The sequence below is a fragment of the Paenibacillus sp. FSL F4-0100 genome, from assembly GCF_037993005.1.
Taxonomy (GTDB): Bacteria; Bacillota; Bacilli; order Paenibacillales; family Paenibacillaceae; genus Paenibacillus_AQ.
Window position 1 is genome coordinate 5582641 of the sequence record NZ_CP150303.1, and the last position, 23816, is coordinate 5606456.

At 49.3% G+C, this 23816-nt stretch carries 24 protein-coding genes and 1 other RNA gene; 10 read left to right on the forward strand and 15 right to left on the reverse strand.

The window, feature by feature from the left end; all coding sequences use genetic code 11:
• Positions 1-45: 45 nt before the first annotated feature.
• The 3 genes from MHH48_RS25265 to MHH48_RS25275 all read right to left on the reverse strand — a co-directional run bounded on the left by MHH48_RS25265 (position 46) and on the right by MHH48_RS25275 (position 2681).
• A complete protein-coding gene (locus MHH48_RS25265) occupies positions 46-285 on the reverse strand; it encodes a ferredoxin (protein WP_009594795.1) in 240 nt (79 codons plus the stop codon).
• Between the two features lie 186 nt (positions 286-471).
• The gene (locus tag MHH48_RS25270) at positions 472-1803 is read right to left on the reverse strand and encodes a DNA polymerase IV (protein WP_076325746.1); all 1332 of its coding nucleotides are present in this window, start codon (positions 1801-1803) and stop codon (positions 472-474) included.
• 41 nt (positions 1804-1844) lie between these two features.
• Positions 1845-2681, reverse strand: coding sequence for an MBL fold metallo-hydrolase (locus MHH48_RS25275; protein ID WP_076325745.1), 837 nt, complete (start codon positions 2679-2681; stop codon positions 1845-1847).
• A gap of 237 nt (positions 2682-2918) precedes the next feature.
• Between MHH48_RS25275 and cimA the strand changes: the two genes are divergently transcribed.
• A complete protein-coding gene (gene cimA / locus MHH48_RS25280) occupies positions 2919-4535 on the forward strand; it encodes a citramalate synthase (RefSeq protein WP_076325744.1) in 1617 nt (538 codons plus the stop codon).
• A 92-nt stretch (positions 4536-4627) separates the two neighbouring features.
• Here cimA and MHH48_RS25285 read toward each other — a convergent pair whose 3' ends face one another.
• On the reverse strand, positions 4628-5179 hold the full coding sequence (locus MHH48_RS25285) for a TlpA disulfide reductase family protein (RefSeq protein WP_076325743.1): 552 nt from the start codon (positions 5177-5179) through the stop codon (positions 4628-4630).
• A 106-nt stretch (positions 5180-5285) separates the two neighbouring features.
• On the opposite strand from MHH48_RS25285, the gene MHH48_RS25290 reads away from it, so the two are divergent.
• A complete protein-coding gene (locus MHH48_RS25290; RefSeq protein ID WP_076325742.1) occupies positions 5286-5813 on the forward strand; it encodes a M67 family metallopeptidase in 528 nt (175 codons plus the stop codon).
• 38 nt (positions 5814-5851) lie between these two features.
• Here MHH48_RS25290 and MHH48_RS25295 read toward each other — a convergent pair whose 3' ends face one another.
• Genes MHH48_RS25295 through MHH48_RS25305 form a run of 3 tightly spaced genes read right to left on the reverse strand, consistent with a single transcriptional unit; the run spans position 5852 to position 9156 of the window.
• A complete protein-coding gene (locus MHH48_RS25295) occupies positions 5852-6592 on the reverse strand; it encodes a 3'-5' exonuclease (RefSeq protein ID WP_076325741.1) in 741 nt (246 codons plus the stop codon).
• On the reverse strand, positions 6589-7668 hold the full coding sequence (locus MHH48_RS25300; RefSeq protein ID WP_076325740.1) for a DUF294 nucleotidyltransferase-like domain-containing protein: 1080 nt from the start codon (positions 7666-7668) through the stop codon (positions 6589-6591). The genes MHH48_RS25295 and MHH48_RS25300 overlap by 4 nt, the downstream gene beginning before the upstream one ends.
• A 48-nt stretch (positions 7669-7716) precedes the next feature.
• Complete coding sequence (locus MHH48_RS25305; RefSeq protein WP_076325739.1) at positions 7717-9156, reverse strand: ammonium transporter; 1440 nt, start codon at positions 9154-9156, stop codon at positions 7717-7719.
• Between the two features lie 319 nt (positions 9157-9475).
• On the opposite strand from MHH48_RS25305, the gene MHH48_RS25310 reads away from it, so the two are divergent.
• On the forward strand, positions 9476-9925 hold the full coding sequence (locus MHH48_RS25310; RefSeq protein ID WP_076325738.1) for a MerR family transcriptional regulator: 450 nt from the start codon (positions 9476-9478) through the stop codon (positions 9923-9925).
• Positions 9926-9967: 42 nt separating this feature from the next.
• On the forward strand, positions 9968-10648 hold the full coding sequence (locus tag MHH48_RS25315) for a zinc metallopeptidase (protein ID WP_076325737.1): 681 nt from the start codon (positions 9968-9970) through the stop codon (positions 10646-10648).
• A 103-nt stretch (positions 10649-10751) separates the two neighbouring features.
• On the opposite strand, the gene MHH48_RS25320 is transcribed toward MHH48_RS25315, so the two are convergent.
• Together MHH48_RS25320 and MHH48_RS25325 are read right to left on the reverse strand one after the other, a co-directional pair.
• Positions 10752-11687: a LysR family transcriptional regulator gene (locus MHH48_RS25320; protein ID WP_076325736.1), complete on the reverse strand. Its 936-nt coding sequence runs from the start codon at positions 11685-11687 to the stop codon at positions 10752-10754.
• Between the two features lie 91 nt (positions 11688-11778).
• The gene (locus MHH48_RS25325) at positions 11779-12393 is read right to left on the reverse strand and encodes a rhomboid family intramembrane serine protease (RefSeq protein WP_076325735.1); all 615 of its coding nucleotides are present in this window, start codon (positions 12391-12393) and stop codon (positions 11779-11781) included.
• 122 nt (positions 12394-12515) lie between these two features.
• Between MHH48_RS25325 and tpx the strand changes: the two genes are divergently transcribed.
• Positions 12516-13034: a thiol peroxidase gene (gene tpx / locus MHH48_RS25330; RefSeq protein ID WP_076325734.1), complete on the forward strand. Its 519-nt coding sequence runs from the start codon at positions 12516-12518 to the stop codon at positions 13032-13034.
• Between the two features lie 72 nt (positions 13035-13106).
• Here the strand turns inward: tpx and MHH48_RS25335 are convergent, their stop codons facing one another.
• From MHH48_RS25335 to MHH48_RS25345, 3 genes are all read right to left on the reverse strand, one after another.
• On the reverse strand, positions 13107-13499 hold the full coding sequence (locus MHH48_RS25335; RefSeq protein WP_006211699.1) for a DUF1499 domain-containing protein: 393 nt from the start codon (positions 13497-13499) through the stop codon (positions 13107-13109).
• Between the two features lie 144 nt (positions 13500-13643).
• A non-coding RNA gene (gene ssrS, locus MHH48_RS25340) (6S RNA) lies at positions 13644-13835 on the reverse strand.
• 43 nt (positions 13836-13878) lie between these two features.
• Positions 13879-14682 (reverse strand): DUF624 domain-containing protein, encoded by an 804-nt coding sequence (locus MHH48_RS25345; RefSeq protein ID WP_076325733.1) that lies wholly within the window; start codon positions 14680-14682, stop codon positions 13879-13881.
• 188 nt (positions 14683-14870) lie between these two features.
• On the opposite strand from MHH48_RS25345, the gene MHH48_RS25350 reads away from it, so the two are divergent.
• On the forward strand, positions 14871-14975 hold the full coding sequence (locus MHH48_RS25350) for a YjcZ family sporulation protein (RefSeq protein WP_207383580.1): 105 nt from the start codon (positions 14871-14873) through the stop codon (positions 14973-14975).
• Positions 14976-15164: 189 nt separating this feature from the next.
• On the opposite strand, the gene MHH48_RS25355 is transcribed toward MHH48_RS25350, so the two are convergent.
• Complete coding sequence (locus tag MHH48_RS25355; protein ID WP_076325732.1) at positions 15165-16772, reverse strand: DEAD/DEAH box helicase; 1608 nt, start codon at positions 16770-16772, stop codon at positions 15165-15167.
• A gap of 286 nt (positions 16773-17058) precedes the next feature.
• Between MHH48_RS25355 and MHH48_RS25360 the strand changes: the two genes are divergently transcribed.
• The 4 genes from MHH48_RS25360 (at position 17059) to MHH48_RS25375 (ending at position 21468) form a co-directional block, all read left to right on the forward strand.
• On the forward strand, positions 17059-17880 hold the full coding sequence (locus MHH48_RS25360) for a YitT family protein (protein ID WP_076325731.1): 822 nt from the start codon (positions 17059-17061) through the stop codon (positions 17878-17880).
• A 172-nt stretch (positions 17881-18052) separates the two neighbouring features.
• Positions 18053-18247 (forward strand): hypothetical protein, encoded by a 195-nt coding sequence (locus tag MHH48_RS25365; RefSeq protein ID WP_076325730.1) that lies wholly within the window; start codon positions 18053-18055, stop codon positions 18245-18247.
• Positions 18248-18633: 386 nt separating this feature from the next.
• Positions 18634-19821: a putative glycoside hydrolase gene (locus tag MHH48_RS25370; RefSeq protein ID WP_076325729.1), complete on the forward strand. Its 1188-nt coding sequence runs from the start codon at positions 18634-18636 to the stop codon at positions 19819-19821.
• A 270-nt stretch (positions 19822-20091) separates the two neighbouring features.
• Positions 20092-21468 (forward strand): MATE family efflux transporter, encoded by a 1377-nt coding sequence (locus MHH48_RS25375; protein WP_076325728.1) that lies wholly within the window; start codon positions 20092-20094, stop codon positions 21466-21468.
• A 107-nt stretch (positions 21469-21575) separates the two neighbouring features.
• On the opposite strand, the gene pfkA is transcribed toward MHH48_RS25375, so the two are convergent.
• Complete coding sequence (gene pfkA, locus MHH48_RS25380) at positions 21576-22547, reverse strand: 6-phosphofructokinase (protein WP_076325727.1); 972 nt, start codon at positions 22545-22547, stop codon at positions 21576-21578.
• 25 nt (positions 22548-22572) lie between these two features.
• Positions 22573-23652, reverse strand: coding sequence for a tetraprenyl-beta-curcumene synthase family protein (locus tag MHH48_RS25385; RefSeq protein WP_076325726.1), 1080 nt, complete (start codon positions 23650-23652; stop codon positions 22573-22575).
• Positions 23653-23816: the final 164 nt, after the last annotated feature.

Sequence of the window (23816 nt, forward strand, 5' to 3'; positions counted from 1 at the left end):
CGGTATAAGTTCAAGATGGAATATCAGGGCTTAAAGCGGTATTGGTTATTCTGCGTTAAACGGCTCGTCTGCAATCCGAATTGAATCTGTTGGGCAGCCATCGCAGGCATCCAGCATATCATCATGCATATCTTCCGGAATTTCAGTTACCCCGCGGTTGTTGTCTCCGTCAAAAATAACTTCTGCCAGGCCTTCGTCGTCGTAATCGTAAATATCGGGTGCCGTTGCTCCGCATGCGCCGCAAGCAATGCAGGTATCTTTATCTACCCAAGTAAACTTCGCCATAGTCTCTCTTCCTCCTGTATATCTATAAACATCTCTATAAACATAGTATAAGCTGACGGTCTCCCGCCACCATCTACATATATTAATACAATTTTTTTAGGAATACAAATATATTTCCTAACATTTTCCGACAATAATTTGTTATTTTCAAAGGAAATGAAGGAGCTTCAGCTATCAAAAAAAAGGCTAATCGCGGTCCGGGTCCTTCGCGGGCGGCTGAACGGCATTTTTATTATCGTTCCCCAGATCCCTTACAAAATCCATCTGTAAAGATGTACCTCTCCGCTTATGATTGCGGATTAAGGACGATGGGTCATCTCCCAGCATGCCGGCGGTCAGCACCGCACTCTCGCCGAATTTATTGCGCAGCTCGTCCATGACCCGGGTCAGCGATTCTTTCTTTGGCTGTTTCTCGTAATCGAACAAATCCAGCTGAATGGCGGATTCCTCCTTCGCGATAAGCTGCTGCAGCGTTACGCCAAGCAGACGAAGCGGCTTGTCCTGCTTCCAGTGCCGGTGATACAGCTCGCACGCTTCCCGGTAGATATCCTCGGTATTTTCCGTCGGAATGGCCAGATGCCTCGACCGGGTGATGGTCTTCATATCCGGTGTACGCAGCGTGATCTGTATGCCGCTGGTCATAAGACCCTGCCTGCGGAGCCGGCGCGCTACCTGATCGCTCAGATTCAGCAACACCCTTCGCGCCTCCTCCGCCGAAGTAACATCCTGCGGGAGCGTGGTCGTGTGTCCGATCGATTTGCTCTGTTCCCGCTCCGCAACGACAGGAGCATGGTCGATGCCGCTGGCTGCCCTTTTCATCCATGACCCCATTACGCCAAAAGTCGAGGTCAGCAGGCCTTCATCGGCAGCGGCCAACTGTCCGATCGTCTGAATGTTCAACTTACGCAGCTTGTCGGCTGTTTTACTCCCGATGCCAAACAGCTCTGCGCAGGGTCTGTTCCAGAGTACCTGCGGGACATCCCGTATCCGCAGCACGGATAGCCCGTTGGGCTTTTTCATGTCCGAGGCCATCTTGGCCAGCAATTTATTCGGAGCAATGCCGACGGAGCAAGGCAGCGACAACTCCTCGCGAATGCGCTCCTGGATCTCCCGGGCGATATCCAGGGGGGTTCCGAACTGCTTCGATCCCGTTATATCCAGGTAACATTCGTCAATCGAAGTCGCCTCCAACAGCGGCGTATAGGCATATGCTATATTCATAAATGCATTGGAATACTTGCGGTACAGATGAAAATCCGGCTGGATGATCATCAGGTCAGGGTAGATCCGCAGCGCCTGTCTCACGTTCATTCCTGTGCGGATCCCGAGTGACCGTGCCGCATAGGAGCAGGTGACGATGACGCCTTTTCGCAGCTCGATGCTGCCCGCGACAGCCGTGGGCTTGCCCCGGTAAAGTTCCGGCTCCTCCGCTTCGTGTACAGAACAGTAAAAAGCATTCATATCCACATGAAGTATAACGCGGCCGCTGGCCGGATAATAATTGTCGATATGTCCCACGCAGATTTCCTTCTTTCTTCCTTTCTTCGGAACGGTTCTACTTAAGTCTTGTTGCCGCCCTCATCTTGAAGTTCATTTTGAATGATTCTCACGTTTTCCTTATGGCACTTTCCCGTGAATTCAGAGACAAACCCATGCTCCTGTCGCAGCTGGTCAAGGGCCGTATCATCGCCCTCTATAACAGCCTGACGCAGTCGCTCCAGATAACTCCGGGCTGCCTCCACTCTTCGATTCATCTCGGTTCGGCTTGTCGTATGCCGGCCATGCCCAGGGATAAGCAATGTAACCGGATGCTCCCTAAGAATCCTTGCAGCTTGGCGAATCGTTCCTTCATAGTCCCTCGCACTTTGGAAGATAAATGGGAGCTCAAAATCGGATAAGTAGTCACCGGCTGCAAATACTCCCACAGAATCAATCACGGTAAACAAGCCGTCGGCCGTATGTCCCGGTGCTCTATAGAATGTAAGCGTTGTGGAGCCCATTGCGAGCTGTTGTCCATCTTTCTCGATAACGATATCAAGTACCGGGAATTCTATGGGATAATCGCGAGTAATATAGTGGGAAGCGTCAAAATCACGAATTGATTTCAGTTTATCTTCTTTTTTCGGGTCATCTCTGAGTCCGGCACTCCCAATCGTCTTGGCGTCCGGGAAAGCTTTATATCCGATAATGTGGTCGTAGTCCCCATGCGTGAAGATGAGATAACATTCCCGGTTTCCCCGAACCGCGTTAACATGTTCTCGAATCTCCTCGATTTCGTGCGGCAGCCAGTTCGGATCGATGATTATGATGCTCTCATCCAACTGGATGACCGTTGAAGTGGTCTGAAATAATGCACTTTGGAAAATCGTCACCTGATCATTAGAATATTGAATCATGTCATAAACTCCATTCCATTATATCTTCTTCAGTCAATGAAGTGTCTTCATGTCATTCCATGAAGAATTACGAAGACTGTTCTAACGCCTTCAGCATAACGCTCGCGCCCGACGATGGTCAAGGATGGGCCCCTACCGGAAAAGTTTGTTTTACTCTGTTACTTTCCCGCAAAGAAATGTTATAATACAAAATTATAAACAATGCGGTCCAATCCCGGACACCCAAAGGAGGACATCATGTCTAAGTCCATTTCCATCTTTGATACGACACTTCGCGACGGAACCCAAGGCGAAGGAATCAGCTTGTCGGCGGACGACAAGGTCAAAATCGCCAAGAAACTCGATGCTCTTGGTGTTCATTATATTGAAGGCGGTATCCCGGGAAGCAACAGCAAGGACATCGAATTTTTCAAAAGAGTCCAGGATCTCGGCTTAACCTCAAAAGTAACCGCGTTTGGCAGCACTCGCCGCAAAGGCTCCATCGCCGACCAGGATGCCAATCTGCTTCGGATTTTGGAATCCGGCGTTTCTGCGGCCACTTTGGTCGGGAAGTCATGGGATTTCCACGTCCATACCGCGCTTCAGACGACACTCGAAGAGAATCTGGCGATGATCTATGATTCCATCGCTTTCCTGAAGCAAAAAGGCCTCGAAGTGATTTTTGATGCCGAGCACTTTTTTGACGGCTATAAGAACAATCCCGAATATGCTGTTGCCGTATTGTCCAAAGCACGAGAGGCAGGCGCTGATTGGCTTGTCATGTGCGATACGAACGGCGGCAGTCTCCCGCACGAGATCTCGAACATTGTTACATCTTTAGCGGGTCCATTGCCCGGCGCTCCACTCGGCATTCACACCCACAACGATTGCGAGCTTGCCGTTGCCAACACCCTGAGTGCCGTACAGGCTGGTGTCCAGCATGTGCAGGGAACGATGAACGGTTATGGGGAACGTTGCGGGAATGCCAACCTGTGCTCCATCATCCCGAATCTGCAGTTGAAGCTGGGCTATGAGTGCATCGGAGACGATAACCTACGCACGCTGACAAATACCGCACGGTATATCAGTGAAATCGCCAACGTCAATATGCCGGTTAACCAGCCGTATGTGGGTAACGCTGCCTTTGCCCATAAGGGAGGCATCCATGTTTCGGCGATCCTGCGCGATTCTAGAACGTACGAGCATATCGAACCGGAGAAAGTCGGAAACAAGCAGCGCGTGCTTGTTTCCGAGCTTGCAGGACAGAGCAACATCGTATCGAAGGCGCAAGACATGGGTCTTGACTTTGATCCGGCTAGTGAACAATCCAAGCATATTATCGGAAAAATCAAGGATCTTGAGCATGAAGGATATCAATTCGAAGGCGCGGACGCCTCCCTGGAGCTGCTTCTTCGGGAAGCGAACGGAGAGCTTAAGGAGCTGTTTACCTTCGAATCCTTCAAAATGCTGGTAGAGAAATCAGCCGGGCAACCGGTTGTCTCCGAAGCCTTCGTTAAAGTCAACGTTGCCGGTGAGAGCATCTACACTGCGGCAGAAGGCAACGGTCCGGTCAATGCGCTTGACAACGCGCTGCGTAAAGCGCTGGTCCAATACTTCCCGACACTCAAGCAAATGCATCTCGCTGACTATAAGGTACGGGTGCTCGATGACAAGGATGCGACGGCAGCCAAAGTACGGGTGCTGATCGAGTCCAAGAACTTTGAGAATTCCTGGAACACCGTCGGGGTCTCCAGCAACGTCATTGAGGCGAGCTGGGAAGCGCTGGTGGACAGTATGCGCTATGCGCTGCTCGGCCAAATCTCACCGGAACAGGTGCATGAGTCCGCGACTAGACAAGGGTTGGTTAATCACTAAGGCTGTATCCAAATATAAAAAGCGCGTATCCGCCATGTCATGAACATGGTGGCCGCGCTTTTTTGGTGTTTCCGCCGCCTTTCGCTTCACAACTAATTCAACAGCTTGGTTACCTTCTTGCGAAGATCCTTGGGATCCGGAGCGCCCAGAATGATTTCCTGGATCACGCCGTTTCGATCAATCAGCACATTCGTTGGGAAGACCTGGCCTTTATACAACTCCTCGAACACTTCTCCTTTGGGATCGAGAAGGATCGGATACCGGAGTTCAAAATCCTTAACGAATTGACGGGCTTTCTTCTCATTGTCATACTTGGACACGTTCACGCCGTAGATTTCCAGCTCATCTGCATATTCCGCCGCCAACTTATCGAGCTCCGGGGCTTCTTGCTTGCACGGTTCACACCATGATGCCCAAAAATTGACGACCATTGCTTTATCGCGCGCTCCGCCGCCGGCATAGGTCTTGTCGTCCATCCCCTTCAAGGTGAAGGTGGGGGCAAGCAGTCCAGCCTTGGCGCCTGTCTCCGTCGGGAGCGGCTTCTCCTGCGTGAAGACGGCTTGAATGTTGTCGCCGGCTTGGTTATAGATTACAGCGCCTGCCGCAACAACAAGCAGGACGAGAATGATGATATTTCGTTTCATAGGTATAGGTTCCTTTGCTAAACTTAGTTATAGTCCTTATTGTACCCTGAAACCCTGATCTTTCAAACACGCGATCAATTTCAATTATAGCCCGGGAGGGAAAAAGATGAACCCGTCTGACATGGCCCTGGAGCAGCTTCTGCTGCACGCGGCAGTACAACAGCATCTATCGGACTATACGTATGATTGTCTGCCAGAGGAAGCCTGTGGCGTCCTTATCGGGCACTCTAGTGCAACAAGCCGATCGGTAACTGTTACGCAATTTATCCCCGTAAAAAATACAGCGGAGTTTCCGCTGCATTCTTTTCATCTGGACCCTGTTCAATGGACCCGCTTGGTGTTAACTGAAAAAGGAATCGTCGGTTTGTTTCACAGTCACCCGCACACATCCCCTGAGCCGTCCGGCGAGGATCTGCTGCAGCTTCCATCCTTCGGCGGATTGCTTCAGGTGTATGCCATCGGATCTCCTGCAGCTCCGAACCCTCCCGGCTTGAGACCATTGCAGCTTCATGCCTACAAAATTATTCGGGGAAAAGAACCCACCGAATTAGACAGCGATCTACCGTCAAATTCCTGGGTTCGTCCGGCAGCGGAGTCCTATTCCCTAGCCCCGATTCCTTGCCAGATCAAATAGGGTAATAAGCTATTGCTGCATCCATTATGTTCAAGAGGTTATGCCTCGCTTAGATAGACATACAAATCTCCCAGCGTGGTTGCATGGCCGCGCGCTTGAATTTCTTTCATATAATCCGCCCACAACCGGGCAGTCATGCGCGCGTCGGACAGAGCATGATGCCGGCCCTCCACCGGGATGCCGCTGCTCCGCAGCAGCTCATCCAGACTGTAGTCCTTCTGCTCAGGATATAATCTCTGTGCGAGCATCATCGTATCGAGGAGCCGATGGGTTAATCGGACCTTCGATGTCTTCCACAAGGCTGCGTTCAGGAATCCACGGTCATGCGCAGCGGCATGGGCAACAAGCACCCTGCCTCCTATAAAAGCCATGAAATCATGCAGCCCCTCCATTAAAGGCGGGGCTGCATCAACCATATGCTGCGTAATTCCCGTCAGCTCAGCAATGAATGGAGGAACAGGAGCACCGCTGTTAACGATCATATGAAAGGTTTCGTTCTCGATCACTTGCTCGCCGATGACCTTGATTGCACCGAATGACAAAATTTCATCACCGTGCTGGTGATTGAACCCCGTCGACTCCAGATCAAATACGACAACTTCCAGCTCGTCCAGCGGGGTACCCAGAACCTCCGGCCTCCGGTTATCCTTCATCTGGGATCGGATGAAGGCCAACTGCTGCGCTGTCTGCGCGCCGCGCATGGAGGCGATGGCGGAATTAAAGTCACCCAAGCGGAGTGATCTCCAGAACCCACCGTTCGATTGTCCCGGTTCAGTCATGGGTTCCTCCTCTCCGCAAAACGGTGCTCTCGCTGCAATGACCGGTGTATCCGTCTGACCACACCAAGCGTATCGCGAAGCTCGTACTGCATGGTTTTGTTCTTGAGCTGCTCCTGCGGGATATACCCGCTGCTGATGATCAGCCCGTTCTCCAGCCTATGGGGCGTGTTATTTCTCAGCCGAAGCGCCGTCAAGAAAGCACGCTGCACGCTTTCCAGCAGGAGGTTGCCGCCCTCAAGCAGCATCACCTTCTCCATGCGCTTTTGCGTTGAAGTTTCGATGATGCCTCTTTGCAGCGCCATCGTGCGAATGCTGTTCACAAGCGGAATATAGACGCCATACTTCACGTCAAATTCACCGGCATGCTCACCAAACCGCTCCGTCACTATTCGTCCCATGACATTTAGCGTTGCCTTATGCTTGACCGTGTTTCGCAGCACGGCATTGCCGATGCTCGGGTGCAGCTCGACAGAGCTTCGGAAATGGTCAACCCATTCCTCCGATAGTTTGCCATCTCCTGCTACATGACGGAGATCCGAGGCGATGATGAAATTGCGAATCGGCTCCCACTGCTGGTCTTCACACCACTCGCTAATCTGATTTTTCCAATCGCCAAGCTTTTTGCTCCATAATGGTTCCGAACACATTACCTTTCCCGAACATTTGGGATAGCCTGCATCCTCCAGCAGATTCGCCAGCCGAAGGCCAAATTCCCGAAAAAAAGGGAGCTGATCCTCCTCCAGCTCATCGCCAATGATCAGTCCATTGTCCTGATCACTCCACAACGTAGCTTCCTGCCTTCCGCTGCTGCCAAAAGCAACAAACGCATAACGCGCAGGAGGCCGGCCCAAGCCAGCCTCCCACATGTCCTGCTCACAGATTGCCGCGGCACGCTGTCCAATCAGATCGTGCATCGTATTGACGGATGCGATCCACTCTCTCAGCTCCATGTCATGACGCATCTCGATCAGATGTTTCTGACAAGCGATCCGTTCATCTCGTAATTGCTGGGCTGTTGCTGCTGTCTGAATTTCCGAGAATACCGGAAACAGATTGACGGATTTCAGAGGTTTCATGCCGCGGCCTCCTTATTGCATATTCATTAACCATTTCGAGTTTATTATTTATAATGCGGTGTCGCTTCCAGGTAACGCTTTGCCTCCGGAACGAAACTCAGGGGAGTTCCCTTCCGATTCCACCAGAAGTTTCATTTGCTCCGGATATCCGTAAGTTCCGTGTTCACTGATATCAAGGCCCATCAATTCTTCTTCCTCCGTTACGCGAATACCCATCGTGACTTTCATGATATACAGAATGATGAAAGAGATCACGAGAACGAATGCAAACGTTCCGATCAGACCCAGAAGCTGAACGCCAAGCTGACCGAAGCCCCCGCCGTAGAACAAACCTTCTTTGCCTACGCCTGTAATTTCAACAAGTCTCGGTGCTGCGAACAAACCGGTGGATACGGCACCCCACATACCGGCAATACCATGTACGGAGAATGCATATACAGGATCATCAATGCCTTTGCGGTCAAACCACTGAGCCGTAAAGAAGGTAATCGTACCGGCTACTGCACCGATAACAACAGCCGCCCAAGGTTCCACGAATGCGCAAGCCCCTGTGATGGCAACAAATGCAGCGAGGATACCGTTCAGCATGCTGGGTATATCCGCTTTGCCCAGAACCGCCCAAGAGATCAGCAACGCTGCAAGCGCACCTGCCGCTGCTGCGATATTCGTATTTAAAGCCACGAACCCGAAGAAGCCGTCCGTGAGTGCGGAGATGGTGCTCCCCGGATTAAATCCGAACCAACCAATCCAGATGATGAACACGCCGAGTACCGATAATACCTGGTTGTGACCTGGGATGCTGTTAGGCTTCCCGTCCTTATTATATTTGCCAAGTCGGGGTTTCAGAAGAACGGTAGCCACCAGCGCCGCTGTAGCACCTGTCAAGTGAACGACCGTCGATCCGGCAAAGTCCTGCATACCCAGAGCCCCAAGCCAGCCGCCGCCCCACACCCAGTGAGCAACAATCGGGTAAATCACGATGGTGAACAGCAATCCGAACACGATATAAACGCTAAGCTTCGCACGTTCGGCCATACCGCCGCAAGCGATAGCCAAGGAGACGGCTGCAAAGGATAAATGGAACAGAAACATAATGGTCGTTGGCACATCGTAAGCGGACAAGGAATCAAATGAGCCTGATGCATTGTCACCGCTTAAGAAAAAACCTTCAAATCCGAAAAAGCTGTTCCCGTTACCGAATGCCAGGCCAAATCCTAGCGCCCAGAAGGCCACGATCGAAATGCCGAAGGTCAGGAATGTTTTACCGGCAACGTGGCCTGCATTCTTCATACGAACCGATCCGGCTTCCAGCAGTGCGAACCCTGCTTGCATGAAGAATACGAGCAATGCTGCCAAGAATACGAACACGGAGTTCAAACCAGCCGTTAATTCAACATTTGTGGCTCCTCCATCAGCGGCGAACGCGCTCGCCGGGAATGCAAGCAATGCGATTGCTCCCGCAATTAAACCTAGCCATCTTTTGTTCATGTTTTACACTCCCCTTAATGTCAACTAATATAACATCAACTTGAATTCATATTGTCATTATAGGGGGGTGAATGAATATCTGCAACGATTTTTTTCATGATAAACACCATTTGTGTAATATAATCTAACATTAAGTGCATTCAGTGCAAATCGTCTAACATTATGTAGAGTTAAAAAAGACGACTAAACATCCATGTTTTTTTGTCACAACTATGACGTTTGACTGTATGGTTCATGATCATGTATCATATTTCTATTAAAATGAAAATATAAATGCATTCATTAATGTCCAATTCAATGAAAGCTTGTGAGGTGATGAATGATGGGGATCACGAGAGGAAACCTTTTCCGGATCGGTGAGCTGGCCAAGGTTGCTGGAATCAGCGAAAGAACCATTGACTATTATACGAAGCTGGGTTTAATCTCCCCTGAGAAACGGACGTTAAAAAATTACCGGTTGTACAGTTCTGAAACCTTAAGCACTCTCGAACGTATTAATCAGTTAAAGCAAGAGAAATATACTCTCGATGAGATTAAGGAGAGACTGGATCGCTGGAAGTCGGTACCCGATGATTCCGAAATGACGGAGAAGCTAACCAAGCTCGAAATACAGATGAGACAGCTGGAACGGGATGTGAAGGAACTCAACCCGCTTCTGCGTGAATTAAAACCAAGTCAAGCCCGGGAAGTACTTGCTAACATCCTTCCTAAAGGAGCTGCCTGTATCGAGTCGATTCAAATTTTGTTGAACCAGTTCACTTCGATGTAATGGTGAAGAACCAAACGACAACTTTGTATGGGGGTATGATATATGTATTCTGACTGGATGTTTATTCTCATTATTATCGCTTTTATATTCTCGCTCTGGGCTCAGTTCCGGGTCAAAGGCACATTTAATAAATGGGCCAAGGTTGAGAACAGCACCGGCATGACCGGATACGATGCTGCCCGGCACATGCTGGATGCGAGCGGTCTCCACGATGTTCCGATTGAACCGGTGCCAGGCACACTCTCCGACCACTATGATCCGACTAAGCGCGTTGTGCGTTTGTCCGAGCCCGTTTATTATGAACGTTCCATCTCGGCTGTCTCTGTTGCTTGTCACGAGGTCGGCCATGCGATCCAGCATGCGGAACACTATCCGATGCTTGTCGCCCGGCACAAGATGTTCCCTGTCGTAAATTTCGCATCGGGTATCGCTCCGTTTCTCTTGATTGCGGGATTCTTGTTCCAAGCCATGAATCTGGTCGGTCTCGGCATTCTCTTCTTCTCTTGCGCCGTTGCCTTCCAGCTTGTCACCCTGCCGGTCGAGTTTAACGCAAGTAATCGTGCCCGTCAGCTGATGGTTCAAGAAGGCTATATCGCCAATGACGAAGAGCGCGGAGTCGCTAAAGTATTGAACGCCGCAGCTCTGACCTATGTCGCTGCCGCCTTGATCTCTCTGCTTGAGCTGATCCGTTATATCATGATCTTTACAAGCAACCGGGAATAGTTTAATAAAGCGTAACAACAAAGGGCTTTCCTCTCTACCATGGTTTGGCGGAGAAGGAAAGCCCTCTTTTTGTATTAGGTTATTCTTGATGAATGAAGCCAGGTTAGGGAGTTGTTGTGGAATCCGCTTTCCCTTCCTTTTTCGGTGACGGATCAATACCAAAATATTGAAGCAGAAACGCACGGAAGGCTTGCGCAACCGGTGGCAGCTTCTCGTCCGCGCGGTGAATCAGACCGATGGAACGCGTTACCTTCGGCTCCGAGATCCGGACGCGTGCCGGCTGCAGCGGATTCGTCTGGAATAGCGCCATTTCAGGAAGCAAACTGACCCCCATACCGGCTGCAACCAGCCCGCGGATCGTATCCGTTTCCTCGCCTTCAAAAGCAATTTTCGGCGTGAACCCGGCTTCCAGGCAGGCATGCCACACAATCGGACGCAAGGAGTAGCCTTTGCTGAACAGCACAAAGCGCTCCTCTTTCAACTGCTCCAGCTTGATGGACTGCTCCCCCGCAAGCGGGTGATTCGGCGGCAGGATCGCAAACAACTCCTCTGTCAAGACGATATCTCCATCCACTTGATCATGACGATCCGGAAACGGCGACACAAATGCCAAATCCACTTCAGCCCCAACCACGTCCCGGATCAAAGTCGGGAACATCCCCTGCTTGAACCGGAACTTCACGTTCGGGTATTTCTTCCGGAATTCAGCCACAATGGACGGAATCAAATGGATGCCCAGGCTGTGCGGGAATCCGATGCGGATCTCCCCCTGCTCCGGGTCCAGAAATTCATGTATCTCGACGACCGCACGGTCCAAGTCCTTCATAATGCTCTCCACCCGTTTGCAAAAAAGCTGACCTACCGGGGTTAACTGCAGATTCCGGCCTTTTTGCATGAACAAATTAACACCAAGCTCTTCTTCCAACTGATGTATTTGACGGCTGACGGCTGACTGAGCCACATGAAGTTCTTCTGCCGCTTGGGTAACGTGTTCCTTTTGCGCAACCTTTACAAAGTATTGCAACTGTCGTAATTCCACGCCTTTTATCGCTCCATTCTTATTCCCTAGAAGACTTGAAGACTTTATCAAATCATCCAATTCTATTATAACAGACCCCTCTAAGGTCCGATTATGTTCGACGTTTAAATAATCGAATCATGAGACCGTAGAGGAAAAATCCGCCTACCAATCCGCCGACATGTGCTACAAGGCTGACCCCTGGGGTAAACGAGAACAGAATCCCCAAAATAAGCAGGGTGAACAGCGTCTTGCGGGACGACTCATCAATGACATGTCGCTGGAACAGGGCGATGTACAGATAAGCGCCATAAGCTCCGTAAATGGCTCCTGATGCGCCTACAAGGAAGGTATAACTCTCCATGCGCTCATAATAAGCCAAACCGATTACATTACCGAGAACACCGCTGAGCAGATACAGAATGGCAAACTTCCAGCTCCCCATGATTCTCTCCAGCGGGGGAACAAATACCAGCAGTGCGAAGCTGTTGAATAATAAATGATCAAATCCATTATGCAGGAACATCGCCGTAAAGTATCTCCATGTTTGGTCAACGAATTGCGGCAAATCCGATAAAGCTCCATATTTCAGCAGCGTAACCGGATTTCTGGAACCGCCGTCAAAGGAAGTGATCGCAAACATCACCAGGTTGATCACGAGCAGCAGCGATGTAACGGGATAATAACGCAAATAACTTTTCCAATTTTCATAACGTACGAATATCATAGCATCCTCCTCATCCTAAATCAGGCCAGGGATGCCCCTTAGTGGACATTCCCTTTTTAAAAAGATTATAATGTACCATGAACCTGATCACCAAACTTTGATATCCAAGGAGGAGATTTCTCATGGCTCAAGAACGTTCAGGAGCTGCCACTTTCAAAGGCAATCCTATTACACTCATCGGACCACAGCTCAAGGCTGGTGATGCCGCGCCGGATTTTACAGTGAGCAAAAACCTGCTCGAAGACGCATCTCTTAAGGATTATGCCGGTAAAATCAAGCTAATCAGTGTCGTTCCTTCCCTCGACACCGGGGTATGCGACGCACAGACTCGCCGTTTCAATGAAGAAGCCGCCGGTCTAGGCGATGATGTGGTGATCCTTACGATCAGTGCCGACCTTCCGTTCGCCCAAGCTCGCTGGTGCGGAGCTGCAGGCGTTGACCGGGTCATTACGCTGTCCGACTATAAATCGCGTTCTTTCGGTGAAGCGTATGGCGTGCTCATCAAGGAATTCCAGCTCGACATGCGTTCGATCTTCGTCGTGGATACTAACGATACCATCACCTATGTAGAATACCTTGGTGAGATGACGGAGCACCCGAATTACGAAGCCGCGATCGATGCAGTAAAATCTTTGCGGTAACACGCCAAAGGCTACATACACTGCACACTTTTAAAAAGCGGGAGAGCAGCTCTCCCGCTTTTTCTTATTCTACTAAGCATCCACTTTATACTTGCTCAGTTTCTTATCCAGAACAGCGTACAGGTTCAAGATAACCCGGTAGTTCGCTCCCAGATCCCCTAGAGAACCGCGGGACGCCGAATACATATCAACTGCGCTGCGAACCGGACTGATGCCAAGCACGGATACGGTAATGTCCAGTGTACGTCCAAACGAGGTTCTTTTCTCGAGCGTAATTTCTCCCACGGATTTAACCTCATGCAGAACTTTGTAACCCGGAATTTTTTTTAGTGTCGAGGAAACCTCTTCAAAACACTTTTCTTTTGAAAGATTGTAATAACGCGTCTTCAGCTTGGGATCTTTAGCACGGTCGCTTGTGCCGTCATAGCTGCGCACGATACCAATTAGAACTCGTTTTAATGACAAAGACCGTTCCTCCTTTATAAATGACCGTTCCATCCATACTCTAGTTTAACATTGTTTATGCTTTCAGCAAACCTTTATATATAGCAAAAAGGCACCTCTTTCACTTCAAATTCGAAATGAAAGAGGTGCCCATTCATTGGTTTAACGAAACCCGCCTATGCCGTCCGGTAAACATTGTCTTCGAACCTGCATTAGCAGGTGGGTGACCGCAGAACCGCTTATGAATTCCCCTTGTCATATAGACAGGGCATTTCAGCCACGATTACGTATAGATCTCCCTAGACATCGTCATTGGTTCAAAACAACGGAAAACCGAAACGAACATCGCAGGATGTAGTCTTATTATAGGGGGTTTTGCCGGAAAAGTAAACCTCGCATATTAAGGTTTCGATCCATTATCTCCCTTTTGGGCAGCATCCATGCTTTCCAGAAGAGCTTGTTCGGTTTCAGACTCCTCTTCCTCGGCTTTCTTCATCTTCTCCTGCTGTTCCTGCATTTTGGTAAAGGTAGCATAGAAGTTAAAGAACGCAAACAATGCCATCAGGCAGAACAGGAAGAACACGAACAGCACCGGCATCTGCGTGCCGATATATGCCAAGACAGCGCTTCCGATCAACGTCGAAAATACCCGGAACGGGCGAATCAATGTCAGCAGTACGGCATTTTTCAACAGCTGCATCGTTTTCATCTCATAATGGACAGTCATGGAGAAGAAATTAAACAGGGAAACAAACAGCACGATAAGCAGCACGAGCATCACAATGCCGACAAGCTGGAAACCATCAAGCTGCGTCATATAAACCGTGTAATCCACATACATAATCACGAACAGCAGCGTATAAAAAATGCCGCCGATCATGCTCTGCTTGTAATTTTCCTTATAACCCTTAAAGAACGTTTTGAATACGGACACATCCGGATTGCCCATGACCCACTTACGTACAACGGTAAATAAAGCCGCCGTAGCCGGAAACAGAACAAACGGTGATAATATTCCGAGAACCCAGTTGGACAGCAGCTGCTCATTATGCGCATCCGGTGTCTGAACGGCCATCAGGAATTTAGTTAGAACAATAAACAGGAAAGGCGATGTACAAATAACCCACAAGATGTTCGAAAAAGCAATACGGGTAATCCACTCGGTGAGCTTGTATAAGCCACCCATGGCTCCTTTCATTTCCAAATCCGTTTCCTCCTCACTCAAATCATGCATGTATCTATTAATATACCTTATTTTGTACATGCATTGCCAGAGCCTAATTTATACGCACCTGGGTGAATGTCCAATCCAGCGCCATCGTTTTTCCATACGATATCTCGTAATCCGTTCAACAAGCTTGAATTTCCAAATTAAAAGAGGAGGGATTATGTATGTCTTGTGAAGGTGGCGGCGGGTACGGCTACGGATCAAATGTCGGTATTGTCTTGGTTCTGTTCATTCTCCTTGTAATTATTCTCAGCACATTCTATATCTAATGACTCCCTGAACCATTCAGTGAAACAGATCAGCTGTTATTGATCTAAAACTGCAAGTTTAAAGGGGATGCACCCAGGGTGCATCCCCTTTAAACATAAACAAAAGACGAAGCGGGCTTCACTTAGCGTGGGCAACTGCTTCGTCTTTTGTGCTCGGTTACTTCAGTCAGATAAAGTTAACCGTAAATACTATTCGTCTCCGCTCCGGTTAGGACGACGTTCGCCGCCGCTGTAGGAACGCGGTTTACGGTCACCGCTATTGTTGCGGTCACGGTTGTAGCCACCGCCATCGCGGTTGCCATAACTGCTGCCGCCGCCATCACGATTGTATCCGCCTTTGGAGTAGCCGCCACGGTTACCACCGCTACCGCTGCCGCTTCCGCCATCACGGCGATATCCACCGCCGCTGCTGCGGCCACCATAGCCACCGCTTGGCTTACGGCCATTGCGAATGTCCGGCTTCCGGCGTTTTGCACGGATCGGATCTTCAGGCGTAAGATGAATATCGGATGCTTCCTTCTTGTCGCCTGTCAGGATTTTCATTGCAGCTGCCAGCAACTGTACGGAATCGTACTGCTCCAGCAATTGAATCGCGAGACCTTTGTATTCGGTCAATTCACCTTGGTCAATGATTTCAAGCACACGCTCAGCGATGATACGTTGTTTGCCTTCAATCGCTTCGGCAATCGTTGGCAACGGCTTGCGTGGAATTCGGTGACGAGTCACACGCTCGATGAAATACAGATGATCCATTTCACGCGGCGTCACGAAGGACCAAGCCGTACCTTCCTTACCAGCGCGGCCTGTACGTCCGATACGGTGTACATAACTTTCCGGATCTTGCGGCAAGTCAAAGTTTACAACATGGGTAACGCCCGATACGTCGAGACCGCGTGCTGCCACATCGGTTGCCACGAGGACATCGATGCTTCCGTCACGGAATTTACGCATAACGGTATCCCGTTGGTGCTGGGACAGGTCACCATGAAGGCCATCTGCCGAGTATCCACGTTTTTGCAATGCTTCTGCCAATTCGTCAACACGGCGCTTGGTACGTCCGAAGACAATCGCAAGCTCAGGTGACTCCATATCCAGAAGGCGGCTCAAGGCTTCGAATTTTTGACGCTCAGGAACTTCGATATATGCTTGATCGATCAGAGGTGCACTAACGTGCTTAGGAATAACGGATACATGCTCAGGTTCTTTAAGGAACTGGGATGCCAGCTTCTGAATGTTAGCCGGCATAGTTGCGGAGAACAGCAAGGTTTGACGCTCTTCAGGAACAAGCTTAAGGATCGACTGGATGTCTTCCATAAAGCCCATGTCCAGCATTTCATCCGCTTCATCCAATACAACGGTTTGGACATCATCAAGTCGGATGGTTTTTCTGTTGATGTGGTCAAGTAGTCGACCTGGTGTGCCGATAATAATTTGAGGCTTCTTTTTCAAAGCGCGAATCTGACGCCCGATATCTTGTCCACCATAAATAGCCAAGGAACGGATTCCTTTAAAACGGGACAGTTTACCGATTTCTTCAGCAACCTGGATGGCAAGTTCACGGGTTGGTGTCATAATGAGAGCGACGATACGCTCCTCTTCCTTGGCGATCTTGTGAATAAGAGGAAGGCCGAATGCTGCTGTCTTACCCGTACCCGTCTGTGCTTGTCCAATCATATCCTTGCCGGTAAGAGCAATCGGAATCGATTGGGATTGGATCGGTGTGGCTTCCTCAAAGCCAAGTTCAGTAATTGCTTGCAGCACGCGCGGCTCCAAGCCAAAATCTGCGAAATTTTTCAATAGGTTCATACTCCTTCTATCTGTGGACTTCCACTTTCTTCTCTGTATTCTTAAGTAGCGGTAACGTTTATAGGCTTTCCCGGCCAGCAGGATTTTCTGCACGAGGTGAACCGGTATATTTCTCTTATCACCAGTATGTTGACTGGATAATGTATAATCATCCTGATAAGCTTGCAAAGTTATCAATGTAACGGACTACTCAAGAATATCCAATACATTATATCACAAAACATTTCTGGAATACCAGCAAGCTTAAAGAAGTCATAATAACCGGGAGGTGATTCCTATGTTGAAGCGTCTATGGACCTATTTCGCGATCGTATTCGGCGGCATCATTATCGCCGGCGGATTTAATTTATTTCTGATTCCCCATCATCTGCTTAGCGGTGGCGTTTCCGGCGTGGCTCTGATTATCGGCTATTTCACGCCGCTAAATATCAGCATCATGTATTTTGTGCTTAATATCCCGATTCTTATAACCGGTTGGTTCAAGCTTGGCAAAAGATTCGTTGGTCTCAGCGTGATCTCGGTTATCGTTACTACCCTGTTCCTTGAGCTCATTCCAGTTACTCCGGTTGCAACCGAGATGCTGCTCTCCTCCGTTTTCGGCGGCGTGCTTGTCGGATTCGGCACCGGCCTCTCCTTTCGGGTTGGCGGTTCTACCGGGGGCTTTGATATCATCGGCTCCCTCGTTACGAAATATCGGGACTTCCCCGTTGGAAGTGTACTCGTGACGCTGAACGCCATCGTCATTATGGCGGTTGCTTATTTGGAAGACGACTGGAATCTGGCCCTCGCCTCGATGGCTTCCATCTATGTTGCCGGAAAAATGGTGGATATGCTCCATGTCAGTCATATCAAGGTTACCGTCTTTATTGTCACGAACCAGACGGAAGCCCTGCTGGAGAAACTGCTCAAGCGCCCCCGCGGCATAACCAAGATCAAAACCGAGGGAGCCTTCAGTCATAAAGAAAAGGATATGCTTATGACCGTCACGACGCGATATGAGCTGGCTGAGCTAAAACAAATTATTACAGAAACAGACCCCCTGGCCTTTGTTAATATCGTGGAAACCACGGCTGTCATGGGTCAATTCCGCAAGAACTAAATATTTACCACCTGTGAGGGGTTGGTAAATATGTGGTATAATATTTGTGCGCGGTTCCTACAATATTCATGAGATCTGTTTCCCGGGCATCGCTTTGGCCCAATTTTAATTGTTTTTCCGTTTTACAAAAGAACGTCCTGCCTAACCAATTTGGAAGGAAAGGGTGATTTTTATGGAAATGGAAACGGTAAAATTGTCACAAATCGTCATGAAGTGGTTCCCGGAAATGATACCGTTCTTTAGACAGAAGGAACTAAATTCCATGATCGTTCTAAGGGACGGGCTGAGTATTCTGGAGCAGGAGGATGCTCTTGAAATCATTCAGTTCAGCATTTGCGAGCATCAGAATCAAACGCCGCTTCATTAATTTTAATGCAACACGTGAATATCGCACGACAAGTGCCGTTATTCACCGGTAAAATTCACCGGTGAATAACGGCATTTTTTTATGGAGAAATGTAAATTCTATAAGCACGTCTTTCCCCACCATGCAGATAAAGCTGTAAGTAAACGCTATCACCTTCTTATGCTCATTATTTCCGATGCTTGTCACTCCCCATGTTCACAAGTTGTTCACGGCCAGCGCCGAGAAATGTCGATATTTAGCGTTTAAAACGCCCTTGACCCGTTTAATGAACTAGGTACGCTCACCCCCGTTTCCAATTTATTGTCGATTGTAACAATCCTGTTCTTTTTGAAGGCATCCGTTCCTTTATAATCATGATGTGAATGTACACAAGGGAGAGAGTAATTATGAATATCATCTTGGCTTTATTCATCTTAGCGTCCGCGGGCTTCGGCGGTTCCAGTCCGCAAGATAACAGCCTTACCGCCAAACTTCAGGCTTCATTAAATACCGCTATGATTCAGGGCATGCACCAAAACAACAACCAAGGTCAGGGCCACAGCGGCATCAAATCAAACACAACAGAGATCGATCCGCAGATTGAAGCGCCTAAAGTCAAGGGCATTTATGTAACGGCTTATAGCGCAGGCGGCTCCAGAATGAATCAACTCGTAGATCTTATGGACAAGACCGATCTCAATGCCATGGTCATTGACATCAAGGACGATGAAGGATACATAACGTACAAAACCGAGAATCCGAAGCTGAAGGAACTCGGTAAATCTCAGCCTTTTATCAAAGACATCAAGCAATTGATGAAGCGGCTGGAGAAACACGATATTTATCCGATCGCCAGAATTGTCGTGTTCAAGGACACGATTCTTGCCAAGAAAAACCCGGAGCTTTCCTTCCGTAAAGGAGACGGCAGCGTCTGGACCAATGGCGGGGGCGACAGCTTCGTGAACCCGTACAGTAAAGAGGTTTGGGATTACAACATCGAAATCGCCAAGGAAGCTGCAAAACTTGGATTCAAGGAAATCCAGTTTGATTATGTCCGTTTTCCGGAGGGCTTCGAGAAACGCGCCGATTCCCTAAAATATACCAAGACGGATCAATCGCGCGTGGACGTGGTATCCGACTTTGTACAATATGCCCGGGAAGAACTAGCACCGCTCGGCATACGCGTATCCGTTGACATCTTCGGGTATGCTGCTTCGGTACCCGCGGCAGAAGGGATCGGCCAAGACTTCGTGAAAATCTCCAAGAACGTCGACATCATCAGTCCGATGGTATACCCTAGCCATTACACGGCAGGCTGGTTCGGCTCTCCTGTACCGGATAAGGCTCCTTACCAGACCATCAAAGGCTCCATGGAAGCTACCCACAAAAAGCTGGATGAGCTGGGGGATCAAAAACCGATCATTCGGCCTTGGATTCAGGACTTTACTGCGAGTTGGCTCGGAAGCGGAAATTATGCCAAGTACGGCAAAAAGGAAATCGAGGAGCAGATTCGCGCCCTCAAAGATACAAACGTCGATGAGTATTTACTCTGGAATGCTTCCAACCGTTATACGGAAGGCGTCACTCATAAATAATTCAATTATCAGTCGCAAAGGGTCGGCCAACAACAGGGCCGGCCCTTTCTGCGTTCAAACCGTTCGGTGAACTCTCTTGACAGCAGATGCTATGATGATGGATAGGGCTGGTTTCACCCCCCAATCTTTGAAATTGACGTACTCCAATTCAAACGCTGGTTGAGTTCTGGCTCGCCGCTCAATAAGCCAGTTATTGTTCCCAGCCATAGCAGGACCCTACAATATGGGGACAGCGTCATAAAAACTACAATAAGAAAGGCACAAACGCACATGCAACCGACCACAACAACACGGGGAAAGCTGAAGCAATTCGCGATTATTCTGATCCCCATTCTGATTACGCAGCTAGCCTTATCGGCCATTACTTTTTTTGACACCAACATGTCCGGAAAATTCAGCTCGGCCGACTTGGCAGGCGTAGCAATCGCTACAAGCATTTGGATCCCGGTCCAAACCGGCCTTAGCGGAATTCTAATGGGGATAACCCCCATCGTTTCGCAGCTCGTTGGCGGGCGACAGGAAAATAAAGTCGCTTACCAAGTGAACCAGGCGCTCTGGCTGTCCATCTTACTCGCCATCGTCGTACTTGCGATCGGGTATGCCGTTGTACCGGGCATTCTCGGAGCCATGAGCCTGGAGCCGGAAGTTCGGCGGATTGCTTCCCAGTTTCTCGCCGCCATATCGATTGGCATCATCCCGCTGTTCGCATATACCGTGCTCCGCAGCTTTATCGATGCCCTTGGGCAAACTAAAATTTCCATGGTGATCACGCTGATTACCCTGCCGGTAAACGTAGGCTTGAACGCTCTCTTCATTTATGGATTCTGGGGCTTTCCAAGAATGGGAGGCGTAGGTGCCGGCATCGCTTCAGCGATTACATACTGGACCGTTCTCATCATCGCGATCGTAATCATCCATAAAAATCAGCCCTTCTCTTCATTCAGCATCTTCAGGCAGCTTCAAGGTGTTTCCTTGAGCGCATGGAAAAGCCTGTTAAACATCGGCGTGCCGATCGGGTTCTCCATCTTCCTCGAGACCGCCGTCTTCGCAGCGGTGACGCTGCTTATGAGCAGCTTTGATACGGCGACCATTGCCGCACACCAAGCGGCCCTGAATTTCGCTACGACACTGTATATGCTTCCATTAAGCATATGCATGAGTCTGACGATCCTGGTTGGCTTCGAGGCCGGCTCTGGACGCATGAAGGATGCCTGGAAGTACGCTAAACTTGGCATTAGCACAGCCGTTATCCTATCGCTGATCACGGCGGTCATCCTATTTATGGCCGGCAGACAGGTCGCCGGATTATATTCTAACGAGCCTGCAGTCGTGGCGCTGATCCAGCAGTTCCTGCTGTTCGCGATTTTCTTCCAGATCTCGGACGCGATCGCCACACCGACTCAAGGGGCGCTGCGAGGCTATAAAGACGTGAATGTCGCTTTCATGCTCGCTTTTCTGTCTTTCTGGGTCATTGGCCTGCCTGTAGGATATGTGCTCGCCAACTACACCGATTGGGAAGCCTTCGGCTACTGGATCGGATTAATCACAGGCCTTGCCGTCGGCGCTGTCCTGATGCTTATGCGTCTGGTCAAAGTTCAACGCAAGTACACACGACAGGTTGATGCTTCATCTCGATCCGTATCCTAAACGTCTATCGACGTACCTTCTTAAAAAAGACCGCCTCCATGCAGAATGCGTTCTGCAATGAGAGACGGTCTTTTTGCTTATCATCAAAAATTAGGCAGCAGCCTAATTTATTGGGACAATCGCAATGCCAAATCGTAAAGCTCACGGTTAAATTCTTTCTTCGTGTTAACGACCTTGTCAATATCCGTGAGGACCAGTTCGCCCTTGATGATGCCGCATCCTTTATCGGATTGGCCGTCAATCAGACTGCGAACCGCAAAATCGCCAAGACGGCTGGCCAGGTTGCGGTCAAACGGAGTCGGAGCTCCACCGCGCTGGATATGTCCAAGCACCGTTACTCGTGCATCGATTGAGGCATGGCACTCTTTAAGATCACATACGATGTCCTCGCCGCGTCCAACACCTTCCGCTACGATGATGATACTGTGACGTTTGCCTTTTGCAAAATTCTCGCGCAAGCGGGTTGCCACTTCATCAAGGTTATACTCTACTTCCGGCACCAGAATGGTCTCTGCGCCTGATGCAAGACCTGCATGGAGCGCAATGTCGCCGCAGTGGCGTCCCATAACCTCTACAACGGACGAGCGAGCATGGGAAGACATTGTGTCGCGCAGTTTATTAACGGCGTCTACAACGACGCTAACGGCTGTATCAAAGCCGATCGTATAATCGGTAAATGAAATATCGTTATCAATCGTTCCTGGAAGGCCCATCGTTTTGATTCCGAGTTTACTGAGCTTGTTCGCCCCATGGTAAGAGCCGTCTCCTCCGATAACGACCAGTCCGTCGATGCCATGCTGATTCAGAATGTCGGCACCCTTCTGCTGCCCTTCCGCCGTCTTGAATTCTTCACAGCGGGCGGAACGAAGGATTGTGCCTCCACGCTGGATGATATCCCCTACGCTGCGAAGATCCATTTTAATAATATCGTTCTCGAGAAGTCCTTGGTAACCGCGCTGAATCCCATATACTTCAAGACCATAATACATACCGCTGCGTACAACGGCGCGAAGCGCTGCGTTCATCCCTTGGGAATCGCCACCACTTGTAAGAACTGCAATTTTTTTAACCTCTGCCATGTTTCGTTTCCTCCTTCAATGTCACTCATGCTTTATGCTTACGAATCCATCGGCTGTTGACGTAGAAAAAGATCCGGGTCATCGGACTCTTCTTCATCAAACGTTTGGATACGGAGCGAACCAGCTGCTGCTCGCTGACTTTTGGATCGGATAAATATAACGCCAGTAACCCCTCAATGATCATACGATGAAAAGGGGTCGAGGGAATTGTTCTGACATCCTTCCGGGCCCACTCAACTATGGAAGCTATACGGTTCAGCATCGTATCGGCATCTTCGTAATAATTACAAAAGTTCAGATCGCCACCCAGCCTGTCTTCGTCTTGATCAATAAGATAATCCAGCATAATGTGGAGACTGCATACATTCGGAAAATAAGACGCATGAATGGACGATGCATCCTCGTCATCCAGAAACGGATCAGTTGCAGCCAAGAATAGCATGAACACACCCAAGGTTGATCCCGTTGCAGCCGCAAACTCGTTCCACCGCAGATGCGGTGTCCGATGAGCATGCTGGGACCACCATTCAAGCAATGCCGCTTCTCTCTTATCCGGATGGATGTGCTTGTGTACCTGCAAATCGGTATACAGCCCAGCCAAATCCCTTATGTAGGGCTTTGCCGCTTCATATCCTGATAATTGACCGATGCAATCCCGGCATTTCTGCACAAGACGGAGAAGGTAACCTCCATCCTCCCTTTCGGTCCGGAGAGCGTAATAATCGGCCGGCTCAGTCTCAGGCGTAACGGCATCCAACATCGACTGATGGAGCTGTCTGAAATCCGCTGGATCCAGCGAAGTACTACGGTCACATAAATTATCGAGATAATCGCTAATTGTCTGGTAAGCTACAATCAATGGAATGAGAATATGCTTCTCCGGCAGATTGGCTGCGGCATACACCGCTCCGCCCTGGCAGTGAAATCTTTTGTTATCTATACTGGCCAGTGCCTGCTTTCGTAGCTCCTCATCCGGAATTTGCTCAGCCTCCCGGCGCCACTTCTCCAATTCGATCCGCACTTCCGGAAGTATGAATTTATACACCCGGCTCATCAGCCCAACCGGACTGCGCGGAACTTTGCGGCTTAGCTCTTGATTATTCAATGAACTCTGCCTCCACATGGTTGTCTTTTTATACCTATCCAAATCAAACCTATTATAATATGATCGTTCATTTTGCACAAATAACACAAATCATTGACGGCGTACGGTAGTTGGACGCGTTCTATAATCCATCTATCTCCATTATGCGATATGTTATATACTAG

Coding starts and splice junctions, on each gene's coding strand:
- MHH48_RS25265 (WP_009594795.1), bottom strand. CDS start 285: ATGGCGAAGTTTACTTGGGTAGATAAAGATACCTGCATTGCTTGCGGC.
- MHH48_RS25275 (WP_076325745.1), bottom strand. CDS start 2,681: ATGATTCAATATTCTAATGATCAGGTGACGATTTTCCAAAGTGCATTA.
- cimA (WP_076325744.1), top strand. CDS start 2,919: ATGTCTAAGTCCATTTCCATCTTTGATACGACACTTCGCGACGGAACC.
- MHH48_RS25285 (WP_076325743.1), bottom strand. CDS start 5,179: ATGAAACGAAATATCATCATTCTCGTCCTGCTTGTTGTTGCGGCAGGC.
- MHH48_RS25290 (WP_076325742.1), top strand. CDS start 5,286: ATGAACCCGTCTGACATGGCCCTGGAGCAGCTTCTGCTGCACGCGGCA.
- MHH48_RS25295 (WP_076325741.1), bottom strand. CDS start 6,592: ATGACTGAACCGGGACAATCGAACGGTGGGTTCTGGAGATCACTCCGC.
- MHH48_RS25300 (WP_076325740.1), bottom strand. CDS start 7,668: ATGAAACCTCTGAAATCCGTCAATCTGTTTCCGGTATTCTCGGAAATT.
- MHH48_RS25305 (WP_076325739.1), bottom strand. CDS start 9,156: ATGAACAAAAGATGGCTAGGTTTAATTGCGGGAGCAATCGCATTGCTT.
- MHH48_RS25310 (WP_076325738.1), top strand. CDS start 9,476: ATGATGGGGATCACGAGAGGAAACCTTTTCCGGATCGGTGAGCTGGCC.
- MHH48_RS25315 (WP_076325737.1), top strand. CDS start 9,968: ATGTATTCTGACTGGATGTTTATTCTCATTATTATCGCTTTTATATTC.
- MHH48_RS25325 (WP_076325735.1), bottom strand. CDS start 12,393: ATGATATTCGTACGTTATGAAAATTGGAAAAGTTATTTGCGTTATTAT.
- tpx (WP_076325734.1), top strand. CDS start 12,516: ATGGCTCAAGAACGTTCAGGAGCTGCCACTTTCAAAGGCAATCCTATT.
- MHH48_RS25350 (WP_207383580.1), top strand. CDS start 14,871: ATGTCTTGTGAAGGTGGCGGCGGGTACGGCTACGGATCAAATGTCGGT.
- MHH48_RS25360 (WP_076325731.1), top strand. CDS start 17,059: ATGTTGAAGCGTCTATGGACCTATTTCGCGATCGTATTCGGCGGCATC.
- MHH48_RS25365 (WP_076325730.1), top strand. CDS start 18,053: ATGGAAATGGAAACGGTAAAATTGTCACAAATCGTCATGAAGTGGTTC.
- MHH48_RS25370 (WP_076325729.1), top strand. CDS start 18,634: ATGAATATCATCTTGGCTTTATTCATCTTAGCGTCCGCGGGCTTCGGC.
- MHH48_RS25375 (WP_076325728.1), top strand. CDS start 20,092: ATGCAACCGACCACAACAACACGGGGAAAGCTGAAGCAATTCGCGATT.
- pfkA (WP_076325727.1), bottom strand. CDS start 22,547: ATGGCAGAGGTTAAAAAAATTGCAGTTCTTACAAGTGGTGGCGATTCC.